Raw genomic sequence first — 13,959 nt, forward strand, 5'->3', positions numbered from 1 at the left:
ATGATCAACAAGTGGTATGGTGATGGCGGGCCAGCAACTGGTCGCGACGAGGAGCGCTGCTGAAAGATGAACAACAAACTGCGTGGCTATGTGCGCCCGGACAACGATAACACCCAGGTAGAGACCTGGGGCTGGCCCGAGATGGAGGTCGAGTCCGAAGTCGAGACCAATGCGCTGGGACTCTCCCCCGACTGGTACCAGCAGGAAGAGGAGGTGGTGGAGCCGGAGCCCGAACAGGAGCCGACTCCCAGCATCACCGCCGAGGAGCTGGAAGCCATTCGCCAGGCTGCCTGGGAAGAGGGAATGGCCGAAGGCCGTGAGGCAGGATTTGCCAAGGGGCTGGAAGAGGGCAAGCTGGAGGGACTGCAACAGGGGCATGCTGCCGGCCTCGAACAGGGGCGCGAGGAGGGGCTGGCCATGGGCCGCGAGCTGGTGGAGCAGGAGATAGCCCACTGGCAGGAACTGGCCTCCCGATTGGCCAATCCCCTGAATGAGCTGGATCAGGCCGTGGAGCAGCAGCTCATCGCCCTGGTACAGCAGCTGGCCCGTGCGCTGATCCGCCATGAGGCCGAGACCTCGCCCCGTCTGCTGCTGGAGGCGCTCAAAGAGGGGCTGGCCCTGCTGCCCGCCGCCGAGCAGGGGGTCACCCTGATGCTCCATCCCGACGATGTGGTACGGATCGAGCAGGCGTTCGGGGCCGAAGAGTGCGCCAAGCGCCACTGGCGACTGCAAAGCGATCCCACCCTCTCCCCCGGCGATCTGCAGCTGGCGACCGAACTCTCCAGTATTGATCTGACCCTGGCTGGGCGTATTGATCAGCTGCTGCGCAACTTTCTGCGGGACAACGCATCCCGGGATCCCCATTCATGACAGCGTCCGGGTTGGCCGAGGCCGGCCCGGGCGTTTTTTCGTATCAGAGGAGGCCAGATGAGCGGCTCGTTGCTCAACCGGTTGCAAGGGTATCGGGTTCGCGATAGCGCGCCCAAGCCGCCCGTCGCCGGAAAATTGACCCGGGTGGTGGGGCTGACTCTGGAAGCCATAGGTTGTCGCGCCGCTATCGGGGCCCTCTGTCGCATCGATACCCTGGATGGCACTCTGGAAGCGGAAGTAGTCGGCTTTTCCGGTGATCGCCTCTACCTGATGCCGAGCGAGCAGCTCAAGGGGGTGATCCCGGGAGCCCGTGTGGTACCCATCACCGAGGAGCACGGCATTCCGGTCGGCATGAACCTGCTCGGCCGGGTCATCGATGGCATCGGCCAGCCCCTCGACGGCCTCGGTCCCATCCTCTCCTCCCACTCGGTGCAGTTCGCCCAGCATCGCATCAACCCGCTTTCCCGCCGTCCCATTCATCAGCCGATGGATGTGGGGGTGCGCGCCATCAACGCCGTGCTGACCGTGGGTCAAGGCCAGCGGATGGGGCTGTTCGCCGGCTCCGGCGTCGGCAAATCCGTGCTGCTCGGCATGATGACCCGCGGCTCGGTGGCGGACGTGGTGGTGGTGGGCCTCATCGGTGAGCGGGGCCGGGAGGTGAAAGAGTTTATCGAAGAGATCCTGGGGGAGGAGGGGCGTGCCCGCTCCGTGGTGGTGGCGGCCCCTGCCGATGCCTCGCCCCTGATGCGCCTCAAGGGGTGCGAGACGGCGCTCGCCATCGCCGAGTATTTTCGCGATCAGGGGCTCAACGTGCTGCTGCTGATGGATTCGCTCACCCGCTACGCCCAGGCTCAGCGCGAGATCGCGTTGGCGGTGGGCGAGCCCCCGGCGACTAAAGGGTATCCACCCTCTGTGTTCGCCAAATTGCCGGCGCTGGTGGAGCGGGCGGGCAATGGCAGCGACGGCCAGGGCTCCATCACGGCGTTTTTTACCGTGCTGACGGAAGGGGACGATCTGCAGGATCCCATCGCCGATGCGGCGCGAGCCATCCTCGATGGCCACATAGTGCTGTCGCGCGAACTCGCCGATTCGGGCCACTATCCGGCCATCGACATCGAGAAATCCATCAGCCGGGTCATGCCCATGGTCACCTCGCCGGAGCACATGGAGCTGGCGCGCACCCTCAAGCAGTTCTACTCCCTCTATCAGCAAAACCGGGATCTCATCACCATCGGCGCCTACAGCCAGGGCTCGGATCCCCGCATCGACCGCGCCATCATCCAGAAACCCTATCTGGATCAGTTCTTGCAGCAGGGCATGCGCGAGGTCATCCACTATGACGATGGCCTGCAAGCCTTGCAGATGGTGGCCATGCCGCTGATGCGCTGACGACGGATGAGGGGAGAGAGCGGCGATGAGTAAAGGGTTGGTGTTGCTGGCCGAACGGCTGGTCGAGGCCGAACAGCAGTGTGCGCTGGCGCTGGTCAAGGCGCAGCAGGATCTGAAGCTGTTCATGGATCAGCAAAACGCCCTCAACCAGTACCGCCAGATCTATCACCAGCAGTGGACCGATCGCGGCCTACAGGGGATCAGCGCCCAGCAAAATACCCAGTATCACGCCTTCATCAACAAGCTCGAACAGGCCGCCACCCAACAGAGCGAAGGGGTGCAGCAGGTGCGCCAGGCGCTGGAGCAGCGGCGGGAAGCCTGGCTGGCGGCCCAGCAGCGGCGCAAGGCGGTGGAGCTGCTGCTGGAGAAGCAGGCCAGCCGCGAGCAGCAGAAGGCCCAGCGTCAGGAGCAGAAGATGCTGGATGAGTACGCCATACTGAGGCGTTTCCATCAATCTGGCCTGTAACTTGCTTTGAACTGAACATTGCCGGTAGCCCTGACGTGGGCACCTCCAGAATTCAGGGATCCCATCATGATGCAGACAGTGTTGACACAGGCGCCTTCGACTCTGACGAATGGCTTGGAAAATGCCTCCCTGAACGGCGTGGCGGAAACCGGCGGCAGCGATGGCGGCAACCCGTCCGGACAGAGAGGGGATTTCGCCACCGAGATCGCCAAGGTTCAGGGGACGGGCTCGGCGCCAGAGCGCGTAAAGAGTGCCCCCGAGGCTTCTTCTTCCCAGACAGCCAAATCTTTGGCGACCGATGAGGTGTCGTCCGAGGTGGAGGCTGCCGGCTCTGACAAACCCGCCAAATCCGATAAATCCGACACGAAAGCAGAGGATCTACCCGCCAGCGATTTTCTGCTCCGTCTGCAAGACTCCCTCAAGCTCGACACCACCCTGGTCACGGCGCCGGCGGTGCCCTTGCCTGCACAAGTGGTGGCGGAACAAGACGCGGCTATCGACCTCGCTTTTGTGGCGAACGGCAATCTCTTGCCGCAAGAGGGGGAGGGTGACGTGCTGGCCGATAACGACGGGCTCTCGTCATCAGCGGGCAAGCTGGCCCATACCCTGGCTGCCAAAGGCGGCGAGACGGCCCAGTCGGCTTCAAACGCCATGCCTTCCTTGTCGTCAGCCCTGACGGAGGGAAGCCTGCCTACCGCGTCCTTGGCGGATGAAGCCGAGGCTGTGCAGTCCAAGATGGTCCCGGCAGATGAAGGAAAATCCATATTGGCTGATGCCGTATTGGAGGGGGAAGATGACAAGGTCTCTCTCAAGGATGATCCGCGACTTTCTGGTGCCGTGAAAGGGGACAAGCCCCTCTCCGCCCAGGAGCGTCTGGCCCAACTGGCTGGTCGCCTGCCCAGCGAGGAGCAGACGCCTCCCCTGAAGCAGGGTGAGGCAGTGCAGGGGAAAGAGGGCGAAGAGAGCAAGAGCAAACCCGACATCCCCCCCATGGCGAGCAAGGTGTCACCTGGCCAGGGCGCGCCCCTGCAGGGGCCGGCCGCGGCGGCCAGGGCGTTCGGTGAAGGCATCAAGCAACCTGATGCCAGCGTGCAGGCCAGCGCCTCCGAGGCTCGGAGCAAGGGAGAAGAACCCGCGCAGAGTGGCCAGCAGGCCGCACCCGCCAATTCAGCCAGCAGTGATGCCAGCGCGGCCAAGGCGGCCAGCGCCAATGCCGCGGTACAGAGCAGCCCGGTGGCCGCCAGCGATGCAGGCACCACACCTCCTGTGATGACGGCGCCGCAACAAGCACTGGCCCAGGCTCAACCCCAGGGGCCCCAGGCTCCGCTGTCGACCATCTCGGCCGGTATCCAGCAGATGGAGGTGACAGGTAGCAGCGAGCTGCGCAAGGCGATGGCCCAGGAGGTGAAGCAGAAGGTCGCCGAGGCGAGCAAGAGCCGGTCGGGCGCCGCCTCCGCCAGCACTGGCAATGACGCCCAGAGCGTGCAGCCGGGGCAGGGTAGCCAGCCGCAACCCCAGGTAACGGAGAGCAAGGGGCCAACCATGCCGGAGGCTGGTGTGCGCCGTGAGCCGCAATCCTTGCCTCATCTGAACCTGGCCAGCAAGGATGCTCCCGCCGAGCTGCACCAGAAGGTCAATGTGATGCTGGCGGACAAGCTGCAGCAGGCGGAGATCCAGCTCGACCCCCTCGGCCTTGGCAAGATGAAGATCCAGATCCAGATCGGGGCTGACAGCCAGGCGAACGTCCATTTTGTGGTACAACATGGTCAGACTCGCGAGATGCTGGAGCAGACCATTCCCCGGCTGCGCGAAATGCTGGCCGGCCAGGGTATCCAGCTCGGCCAGACCCAGGTGCAGCAGCAGGCGCCCCAGCAGGGTCAACAGGGGCAGCAAGGCTTCAGCGGACAGGGTCAGCAGGGCCAACAGGGTGGCCAGTCAGGCGCTTCCGAGGGACAAGGTGGCGTCGAGGTGGCGAGTTCCGGCCGAAGTTTGCTGGCGGAATCGACAAACGGTTCCGGAATTGATTTCTATGCTTGATGCAATCCCGAGTAAGTTTATGATACCGAACAAGTTTGAGACTAGGGTGGACAAGGGATGGCTGACGATAACGAACTGACGCTAAAAGACCCCGCTGCGGGCAAGAAAAAAAAGCTGATCATTATCATTGCCCTGGCCGTCATCTTGCTGGCCGGTGGCGGTGCAGGGGCCTGGTTTATGCTCTCCGGATCTGACAAACCGGCAGAGGGTGAGCAGAGTGAGCAGGCCGATGGCGCGGCGGCCAAGGATGCGGCGCCCCAGCCGTCACTCTATGTCGGCATGCCCCGCCCCTTCGTGTTCAACGTGGCGGGGGCGCAGCGGGATCGACTGGTGCAGATCAAGATCCAGCTGATGGTGCGCGGCACCGCCGACGAGGCTCTGGCCAAGCAACATATTCCACTGATCGAAGGGACCCTGCTGAGGGTCTTCAGTGCCGCACCCGCCGAGCAGTTGATGACCTTCGAAGGCAAGGAGAAGCTGCGCAAGGATTCACTGGAAGAGTGCCGTCGGGTGCTCAATGACCTGGTCTCTTCCCCCGTTATCGAACAAGTGCTGTTTACCGGCTTTGTAATGCAATAGGTGAAGCGTGAGCGATCTGTTAAGTCAGGACGAAATTGATGCCCTCTTGCACGGTGTCGATGATGTCGAAGAGGAAGAGATAGGGGCGGCGGGGGATCCCGGTGTCGCCCAGTTTGACTTCTCCTCCCAGGACCGCATCGTCCGTGGCCGGATGCCGACCCTTGAGCTGGTGAACGAGCGTTTCGCCCGCCATATGCGGATCAGCCTGTTCAACATGATGCGCCGTACCGCCGAGGTCTCCATCAACGGCGTGCAGATGCTGAAATTCGGCGAGTATGTCCACACCCTGTTCGTGCCGACCAGTCTCAACATGGTGCGCTTTCGTCCCCTCAAGGGCACGGCGCTCATCACCATGGAGGCGCGTCTGGTCTTCATCCTGGTGGAGAACTTCTTCGGCGGCGATGGTCGTTACCATGCCAAGATCGAGGGGCGCGAGTTCACCCCGACCGAGCGACGCATCATCCAGATGTTGCTCAAGCTGGTCTTTGAGGATTACAAGGATGCCTGGGCGCCGGTGATGGACGTGGGCTTCGAGTACCTCGACTCCGAGGTGAACCCGGCCATGGCCAACATCGTCAGTCCCACCGAGGTGATCGTAGTGAGCTCGTTCCACATCGAGCTGGACGGCGGCGGTGGCGACTTCCACGTCGCCATGCCCTACTCCATGCTGGAGCCCATCCGCGAGCTGCTGGATGCCGGTGTCCAGAGCGACAAGGGCGACACCGACGTGCGCTGGAGCAAGGCCCTGCGCGACGAGATCATGGACGTCAAGGTGGAGCTGAGGGCCAAGTTGCTGGAGACCGAGCTCACCCTGCGCGAGCTGATGGAGCTGCAGCCCGGTGACATCATCCCGGTGGAGATGCCGGAGAACCTGCTGGTGTTCGTGGAGGATCTGCCCACCTTCCACGCCAAGATGGGTCGCACCAAGGACAACGTGGCGCTCAAGATCACCGACAAGCTCAAACGCCCGGAAGGGGTCAAGACAGAGATGCATCTGGTGACCCGGGGCGGTGTACGCATCGATGGAGAAGCCGAGCTGGAAGAGCTCGAGCGCAGCATCGAAGATCAACAGCCATAATCGGCCCCTGAAGCGATTCAGGGGTCACGAAGTAGCATAAGGAACCAAGATGAGCGGAACTGATGAAGAGGATCTGATGGCGGATGCCTGGGCTGCCGCGCTGGAGGAGCAGGTGACGGCGGAAGCCAAACCGGCCCCCCTCGAGGAGCTGAAGGACGATGCGCCAATCAGTGCCGAGGAGCGGCGCAAGCTCGACACCATTCTGGATATTCCGGTCACCATCGCCATGGAGGTGGGCCGCAGCCAGATCAGCATTCGCAACCTGCTGCAGCTGAACCAGGGCTCCGTAGTGGAGCTGGATCGCGTGGCGGGCGAGCCGCTGGACGTGCTGGTCAACGGCACCCTGATCGCCCACGGCGAGGTAGTGGTGGTGAACGACAAGTTCGGTATCCGTCTGACCGATGTCATCAGCCAGATAGAAAGGATTAAGAAGCTCAAATGACAAGATTCATTGTGTCGCCGATACGGGCTCCCCGGATGCTGACCAAGAAGTTCGGCATTCCTTCTGTGTTGGCCGATGCCATTAGTCAGATTGAACGGATCAAGAAACTCAAATGATGCGCCTGCTCCTGTTACTGCTGTTGCCCCTGACTGCGCTGGCCGACGTCGGTGGGGCGGCCAATCCTCCCAGCCTGAGCTCCTGGCTGCTCTCCAGCCTGATGGTGATCGGCCTCATTTTGGTGCTGGGCTTTCTGCTCAAGAAGAGCAAGATTGCCAACGCCATGGGGGGCGGGCAGATGCGGGTCATCGCCAGCCTGCCGGTCGGCTACAAGGAGAAGCTGATGGTGGTCAAGGTGGGGGAGCAGCAGCTGCTGATCGGGGTCACCCCGCAGCAGGTCAACTTCCTCTATCGTCTGGAGGAGCCGCTGGACGAGAGCCAGCCCCAGGCGTTTTCCCAGCAGCTCGGCAAATTGATGGGCAAGCATGAACAAAACTAACTGGATCTGGCTGCTGGTCGGCCTGCTGTCACCCCTTGCCATGGCCCAGGACGGCGGCATGTCGGCGGTGACCGTCAAGACCATGGCGGACGGCAGTCAGGAGTACAGCCTGACGCTGCAAGTGCTGGCCTTGATGACGGCGCTCTCCTTCTTGCCGGCCATGGTCATCATGATGACCTCCTTTACCCGCATCGTCGTCGTGCTCGGCATCCTGCGTCAGGCCATCGGTCTGCAGCAGAGCCCCTCCAACCAGGTGTTGATCGGCATCGCCCTGTTCATGTCGTTCTTCATCATGTCGCCGGTGCTGGATCGCATCAACAACGAGGCGCTGCAGCCCTATCTGGCGGAGACCATCCAGGCCAAGGAGGCACTCGAGCGAGCCCAGTTGCCCATCCATCAGTTCATGCTGGCCCAGACCCGGGTCAAGGATCTCAATACCTTCATGGAGATCGCCAACGTCCAGGTGGCCAAGCCCGCCGACGTGCCGCTGCGGGTGCTGATCCCGGCCTTCGTCACCAGCGAGCTCAAGACCGCTTTCCAGATTGGCTTTATGCTGTTCCTGCCGTTTCTGGTCATCGACCTGGTGGTGGCCAGTATCCTGATGGCCATGGGGATGATGATGCTCTCCCCGATGATCGTCTCCCTGCCATTCAAGCTGATGCTGTTCGTCATGGTGGATGGCTGGAACCTCATTCTGGGATCGCTGGCCAACAGCTTCGGACTGGGTGCCGGCTAAGCCGGCCAAGCGCAAGGAGCCCTGCATATGAGTCCGGAAACTTTTGTCGACGTCTTTCGTGAGGCGCTCTGGCTGGTGAACATCATGGTGAGCGCCGTGATCCTGCCCAGCCTGTTCGTCGGCTTGATGGTGGCCATCTTTCAGGCGGCCACCTCCATCAACGAACAGACCCTGAGCTTCCTGCCCCGTCTCATCGTCACCCTGTTTGCCCTGGGGGCGGGAGCCCACTGGGGCCTGCAGAGCCTGATGGACTTCTTTACCCTGATGGTCAGCCAGATCCCCGAGGTGGTGGGATGACCTACACAACCGCTCTTATCATGGAGTGGTTGTCTTCCATCCTTTGGCCACTGGCGCGGGTGAGCAGCCTCCTGATGGTGATGGCGGTGTTCGGCAGTCGCCTGACGCCAGCGCGCGTGCGCATGGGGCTGGCGCTGGCCATCACCTTTCTGATCTCGCCGCTATTACCCAAGATGCCGCCGGTCGAGCTCTTCTCCGTCGGCAGTTTTCTGGTGCTGGCCCAGCAGCTGCTCATCGGTGTAGCGCTGGGTCTGATGACCCAGTTTCTGATGGAGAGCTTCGTGATGGCCGGCCAGGTTATCGCCATGCAGACCAGCCTGGGTTTTGCCACCCTGGTGGATCCCATGAACGGCCAGTCGGCTCCCGTGGTAGGCCAGTTTTATCTGATGCTGGCGACCCTGGTCTTTCTCGCGGTGGATGGTCATCTCATCATGCTGCGCCTGGTGATCTTGAGTTTCGAGACCCTGCCGGTGTCGGATAGCGGGCTGTCGCTCCCCTCCATCCGGACCCTGATCGGTTTTCTCGGGGTCATGTATCAGGCCTCTCTGGTGATGGCGCTCTCCGCTATCGTTGCGCTGCTCCTCATCAACTTCGCGTTCGGTGTCATGACCCGGGCGGCGCCCCAGCTCAACATTTTCAGCATCGGCTTTGCGGTCAGCATGATGTCGGGTCTGCTGATCCTCTGGCTCACCATCGGCGGCTTCCTCGGTCATTTCGATACCATGTGGGAGAGGGTGCAGGAGGTCAGCTGCGAGCTGATCGGCACCCAGTGCTTCGGAGGCACCCATGGCTGATACCGATCAGGAACGTACCGAACAACCCACGGGCAAACGACTGCAACAAGCCCGTGAAAAAGGGCAGATTGCACGCTCCAAGGAGCTGGGAACCGCCAGTGTGCTGCTGGCTGCCGTGTTCGGATTGCTGATGATCAAGGCTTCCCTGGCGACCGCCATGATCAAGGTGCTTACCATGGGCTTCACCCTGGATCGGGAGCAGGCCTTCGATCCCTCGGCCATGATCGCCATGGTGCCGGCCCTGTTGTCGGAATTGATACTTCCCTTGGGGATGCTGTTTGCGCTGGTGGCCATCGCCGCCTTCGTCGGCAATATCTTGATGGGGGGGATGAACTTCTCCACCGAGGCCATGATGCCCAAGTTCAGCAAGCTGAGCCCCATCAACGGCTTCAAGCGGATGTTCGGCGTGCAGTCTCTGATTGAATTGGTCAAGTCCATCGCCAAGGTGGTCTTCATCAGCCTGTTCGCCTGGTGGATGCTGTCGAGCCAGTTCAACCACCTGCTCAACCTCTCCCTGGAGGGATTCCCCGGCGGCATCATAGACGCGCTGGAGCTGTTTTTGTGGATGCTGATCATCCTCTGCTGCGCCCTCATCCCCATCGTGGCCATCGACGTGCCGTTCCAGCAGTGGAACCACATGCGTCAGCTCAAGATGACCAAGCAGGAGGTGAAGGACGAATTCAAGGACAGCGAGGGCAAGCCCGAGGTGAAGGGGCGGATCCGCCGCCTGCAGATGGAGATGGCGATGCGCCGCATGATGGGGGAGATCCCCAAGGCTGATGTGGTGATCACCAACCCGACCCACTATTCGGTGGCGCTTCAGTATGAGGCGGGCAAGCCCGGAGCGGCGCCCAAGGTGATCGCCAAGGGTACTGACGAGATTGCGATGAAGATCCGGGAAATCGCGCGGGAATACGAAATCCCCATCATGCCCTCTCCCGAACTGACCCGGGCCATCTATCACTCCACCGAGCTCGGGCGCGAGATCCCGGAAGGGCTGTTTGCCGCTGTGGCCCAGGTGCTGGCCTATGTCTTCCAGCTCAAGAAATTCCGCCGTGGCCAGGGGCGTCGTCCGCAACCGCTGGCCAAGGATCTCCCCATCCCGCCTGAATATCGCAAATGACAAACTTCTGACGTCGTCAAAATAAAATCATTCAAAATCAATACATTGAATTGTTGGCTCAATGTTTGCTTTAATTTGCCATCTGCGAGTTGAAATTGAGAATGGCGATGGAATTCAAGGCATCATTGGGCCGCTTAAAAGAGTACAGAGGGCTGCTTGGCAAAGGGTTTGGCACCCCCTTGCTGGTGCTGGCATCCCTTGGCATGGTGGTGCTGCCCATCCCGCCGCTGATGCTGGATATCCTCTTCTCCTTCAACATCGCCCTCTCCATCGTCGTATTGCTGGTGGCCGTTTATACCCGGCGCCCCCTGGAATTTGCCGCCTTCCCGACCGTATTGCTGGTAGCCACCCTGTTGCGACTGGCCCTCAACGTTGCCTCCACCCGGGTGGTGCTGCTGGAAGGTCATAACGGCAGCGCGGCGGCAGGCCATGTGATCGAGGCCTTCGGCAACGTGGTGATCGGTGGCAACTATGCGGTCGGCATCATCGTCTTCCTGATCCTCATGATCATCAACTTCGTGGTGGTCACCAAGGGTGCGGGACGGATTTCAGAAGTTAGTGCCCGCTTCACCCTGGATGCCATGCCCGGCAAGCAGATGGCCATCGATGCCGACCTGAACGCCGGCCTCATCAATCAGGAAGAGGCGAAGAAGCGCCGTCAGGAAGTCACCCAGGAAGCGGACTTCTACGGCTCCATGGATGGTGCCTCCAAGTTTGTGAAAGGGGATGCCATCGCGGGCATCATGATCCTCTTCATCAACATCCTGGGTGGTTTCATCATAGGGATGGCCCAGCACAATCTGACCTTCGGCGAATCGGCCGAAATCTATACCCTGCTCGCCATCGGTGATGGCCTGGTTGCCCAGATCCCTTCGCTGCTGCTCTCCATCGCCGCCGCCATTATCGTAACCCGCCAAAATACCGATCAGGACATGGGCACGGCCGTGCTGGGCCAGCTGTTCGATAATCCCAAGGCGCTGATCATCTCTGCCGCCATCCTGCTGATGATGGGCCTGGTGCCCGGTATGCCGCACTTTGCCTTCCTGAGCCTGGGCGGCCTGGCGGCGCTGGGGGCCTGGTGGCTGTTGCGTCGCGAGAAGCTGGCTGCGGCCAAGGCGGCCAAGGGCGAGCTGATGCCAGCCAGTGCAGAACAGCCCCACGAGCAGAAAGAGCTGAGCTGGGACGACGTAATGCCGGTGGACATCATTGGTCTCGAGGTGGGTTATCAGCTCATCCCGCTGGTGGATCGCAATCAGGGCGGGGAGCTGCTCAACCGGATCAAGGGGGTGCGCAAGAAGCTCTCCCAGGAGCTGGGCTTTCTGGTGCCGGCGGTACACATTCGCGACAACCTGGATCTGGCACCCAACCAGTATCGCATTACCCTGATGGGGGTCAGCACCGGCGAGGCCAATGTCTACTATGACAAGGAGATGGCCATCAACCCGGGTCAGGTCTTTGGTCAGGTGCAGGGGATTGCCACCCGGGATCCTGCCTTCGGGCTGGAGGCGGTGTGGGTCGCCAAGGAGCAGGTCTCCCATGCCCAGACCCTGGGCTATACGGTGGTGGATACCGCCACCGTGGTGGCGACGCATCTGAGCCAGATACTCGCCAACCATGCGGCTCTACTGCTGGGTCATGACGAGGTGCAACAGCTGCTCGACATGATCGGCAAGCATCAGAGCAAGCTGGTGGAAGGGTTGGTGCCCGAGGTGATCAGCATGGGCAACCTGGTGAAGGTATTGCAGAATTTGCTCAATGAGGGCGTGCCAATTCGCGACATGCGCACTATCCTGCAGACCCTGGTCGAATACGCGCCGCGTAGCCCGGATCCGGAAGTGCTCACGGCCGCCTGCCGGATTGCCCTGCGCCGCCTCATCGTCCAGGAGATTGCCGGTCCCGATCCCGAGCTGCCGGTGATCACCTTGGCTCCAGAGTTGGAACGTATATTGCATCAATCACTGCAGGCAGGTGGTGGTGATGGAGCAGGGATTGAACCTGGCCTGGCGGAGCGGATGCAGCGCTCGCTGGTGGAAGCCACACAACGGCAAGAGCTGGAAGGTCAGCCGGCCGTGCTTCTGACATCGGGGATATTGCGCAATACCCTGGCCAAATTTGTCAAGAATGCCATTCCTGGATTACGTGTTCTGTCTTATCAGGAAGTGCCTGACGACAAGCAGATTCGCATCGTCAGTGCGGTGGGACAGAACTAGTTAGCGGAGACGACGGGTGAAGATTAAGCGGTTTTTTGCCAAGGACATGCGAACGGCTCTGGCCGAGGTCAAGGAGACTCTCGGGCCCGATGCCGTCATCATGTCCAACAAAAAGGTCACCGGTGGGGTGGAGATAGTCGCGGCTGTCGATTATCAGTCCCAGGTACCGGGGCCCAAAGATGCGCCAGTTCGCCGTCAGTTGAACGATGAGAGCGTCAATATTTCGTCTGCCGCGCGGCAGATGAATCGCCCCGAACCTGCCCAGCCTCAGGGGCAGAACGAACATTATGCCGATACCCTGGCTGCCCTGCTGGCCCGCCAGCAAAAGCTCAAACCGGCCAGCCAGGCACCACTTGGTGGCCAGCAGTCCGCCGGTCTGGCGGCGGCCAGTAGTGCTCCCAAAACCCTGGCCGAACAGGGACAGTGGGGGGCGGCTCCCGAGCCTGCCAGGCCCAAGCCCCGGATGGCGGCCGGTGGGCGTTCTTCTCAGCCTGCCCAGCGGGATCAGGAGATGGAAGGGATGCGCAAGGAGATGGCCAGCATCCGCAAACTGCTGGAGCACCAGATCTCCGGACTGATGTGGCAAGAAGTGGAGCGCCGCGAGCCGATGCGGGCTTTGCTCATCAAGGAGCTCAAGAAAATGGGCTTTGATGACGCTTTTGCTGATCAGCTGGCAGGTCTCATCCCGGAAGACATGCCCATTCATCAGGCGATGGCCCAGCTGGCCGAGGTGCTCACCGCCCAGCTCAAGATCAGTGAAGACGAGATCTTGCGCCAGGGCGGGGCCGTGGCCCTGCTTGGCCCGACCGGGGTGGGCAAGACCACCACCATCGCCAAACTGGCGGCCCGTTTTGCCATGAAGTATGGCGCGGAGCAGGTGGCGCTCATCACCACCGACAACTACCGGATCGGTGCCCATGAACAGCTGCAGACCTATGGCCGCATCATGGGCTGCCCGGTTCGCCAGGTGCGGGATGCCGAGGAGCTGGCCAATGCGCTCTATCAGTTCCGTCATCGTCGTCTGGTATTGATCGATACCGCCGGGGTTGGCCAGCGGGATGTGCGGTTGACCGAACAGCTCGATACCCTGGTCAAGAACGCCAAGGTACGGATCCGCAACTATCTGGTGATGTCGGCGACCTCGCAACGCCGGGTGATGCAGGAAGCGGTAGACCATTTCCGGCGGATCCCGCTCAGCGGCTGCATACTTACCAAATTGGATGAAAGTCTGAATCTGGGCGAAGTGATTAACGTGTGTATCCAGAACGCCTTGCCGATCAGTTACATCACTGATGGCCAGCGGGTTCCGGAAGATATTCAGGTTGCCGATGCGGCGCAGCTCGTCGGCGCGGCCATGGGTTCGCTGGAGCGAGAAACGCAAGAGCCCTATTTCTGGGGCACGGGCTTTGGCGAAGCCGAAGATTCGGAGTTTTATGAGTAAC

The 13,959-nt window shown here is 61.4% G+C and carries 14 protein-coding genes; all 14 read left to right on the plus strand.

Annotated elements, in window-relative coordinates; genetic code table 11:
- Positions 1 to 66 precede the first annotated feature (66 nt).
- Positions 67 to 870: a flagellar assembly protein FliH gene (gene fliH, locus LA321_RS12340; protein ID WP_042072167.1), complete on the plus strand. Its 804-nt coding sequence runs from the start codon at positions 67 to 69 to the stop codon at positions 868 to 870.
- Between the two features lie 57 nt (positions 871 to 927).
- Positions 928 to 2,259 carry a flagellar protein export ATPase FliI gene (fliI, locus tag LA321_RS12345; RefSeq protein ID WP_026456073.1) on the plus strand — a complete coding sequence of 444 codons (1,332 nt, stop codon included), beginning with the start codon at positions 928 to 930 and terminating at the stop codon, positions 2,257 to 2,259.
- A gap of 25 nt (positions 2,260 to 2,284) precedes the next feature.
- On the plus strand, positions 2,285 to 2,725 hold the full coding sequence (gene fliJ, locus LA321_RS12350; RefSeq protein ID WP_026456074.1) for a flagellar export protein FliJ: 441 nt from the start codon (positions 2,285 to 2,287) through the stop codon (positions 2,723 to 2,725).
- Positions 2,726 to 2,791: 66 nt separating this feature from the next.
- A complete protein-coding gene (locus LA321_RS12355) occupies positions 2,792 to 4,762 on the plus strand; it encodes a flagellar hook-length control protein FliK (protein ID WP_042072165.1) in 1,971 nt (656 codons plus the stop codon).
- Positions 4,763 to 4,819: 57 nt separating this feature from the next.
- Complete coding sequence (gene fliL, locus LA321_RS12360) at positions 4,820 to 5,341, plus strand: flagellar basal body-associated protein FliL (RefSeq protein WP_042072164.1); 522 nt, start codon at positions 4,820 to 4,822, stop codon at positions 5,339 to 5,341.
- Between the two features lie 7 nt (positions 5,342 to 5,348).
- Positions 5,349 to 6,419 carry a flagellar motor switch protein FliM gene (fliM, locus tag LA321_RS12365; RefSeq protein ID WP_042024822.1) on the plus strand — a complete coding sequence of 357 codons (1,071 nt, stop codon included), beginning with the start codon at positions 5,349 to 5,351 and terminating at the stop codon, positions 6,417 to 6,419.
- A gap of 49 nt (positions 6,420 to 6,468) precedes the next feature.
- Complete coding sequence (gene fliN, locus LA321_RS12370) at positions 6,469 to 6,861, plus strand: flagellar motor switch protein FliN (RefSeq protein ID WP_011705280.1); 393 nt, start codon at positions 6,469 to 6,471, stop codon at positions 6,859 to 6,861.
- Between the two features lie 112 nt (positions 6,862 to 6,973).
- A complete protein-coding gene (fliO, locus tag LA321_RS12375) occupies positions 6,974 to 7,357 on the plus strand; it encodes a flagellar biosynthetic protein FliO (RefSeq protein WP_042072162.1) in 384 nt (127 codons plus the stop codon).
- Positions 7,344 to 8,093 (plus strand): flagellar type III secretion system pore protein FliP, encoded by a 750-nt coding sequence (gene fliP, locus LA321_RS12380; protein ID WP_042072161.1) that lies wholly within the window; start codon positions 7,344 to 7,346, stop codon positions 8,091 to 8,093. The genes fliO and fliP overlap by 14 nt, the downstream gene beginning before the upstream one ends.
- A gap of 27 nt (positions 8,094 to 8,120) precedes the next feature.
- Positions 8,121 to 8,390, plus strand: coding sequence for a flagellar biosynthesis protein FliQ (gene fliQ / locus LA321_RS12385; protein WP_042024825.1), 270 nt, complete (start codon positions 8,121 to 8,123; stop codon positions 8,388 to 8,390).
- Positions 8,387 to 9,184 carry a flagellar biosynthetic protein FliR gene (fliR, locus tag LA321_RS12390; RefSeq protein WP_026457794.1) on the plus strand — a complete coding sequence of 266 codons (798 nt, stop codon included), beginning with the start codon at positions 8,387 to 8,389 and terminating at the stop codon, positions 9,182 to 9,184. Before fliQ ends, fliR begins: the two co-directional genes overlap by 4 nt.
- Positions 9,177 to 10,307 (plus strand): flagellar biosynthesis protein FlhB, encoded by a 1,131-nt coding sequence (flhB, locus tag LA321_RS12395; RefSeq protein WP_042072159.1) that lies wholly within the window; start codon positions 9,177 to 9,179, stop codon positions 10,305 to 10,307. Before fliR ends, flhB begins: the two co-directional genes overlap by 8 nt.
- 107 nt (positions 10,308 to 10,414) lie before the next feature.
- The gene (flhA, locus tag LA321_RS12400; protein ID WP_042072158.1) at positions 10,415 to 12,517 is read left to right on the plus strand and encodes a flagellar biosynthesis protein FlhA; all 2,103 of its coding nucleotides are present in this window, start codon (positions 10,415 to 10,417) and stop codon (positions 12,515 to 12,517) included.
- 16 nt (positions 12,518 to 12,533) lie between these two features.
- Positions 12,534 to 13,958: a flagellar biosynthesis protein FlhF gene (gene flhF, locus LA321_RS12405; protein ID WP_042024827.1), complete on the plus strand. Its 1,425-nt coding sequence runs from the start codon at positions 12,534 to 12,536 to the stop codon at positions 13,956 to 13,958.
- Position 13,959: the final 1 nt, after the last annotated feature.

It is taken from the genome of Aeromonas enteropelogenes, from assembly GCF_020097295.1.
Taxonomy (GTDB): domain Bacteria; phylum Pseudomonadota; class Gammaproteobacteria; order Enterobacterales; family Aeromonadaceae; genus Aeromonas; species Aeromonas enteropelogenes.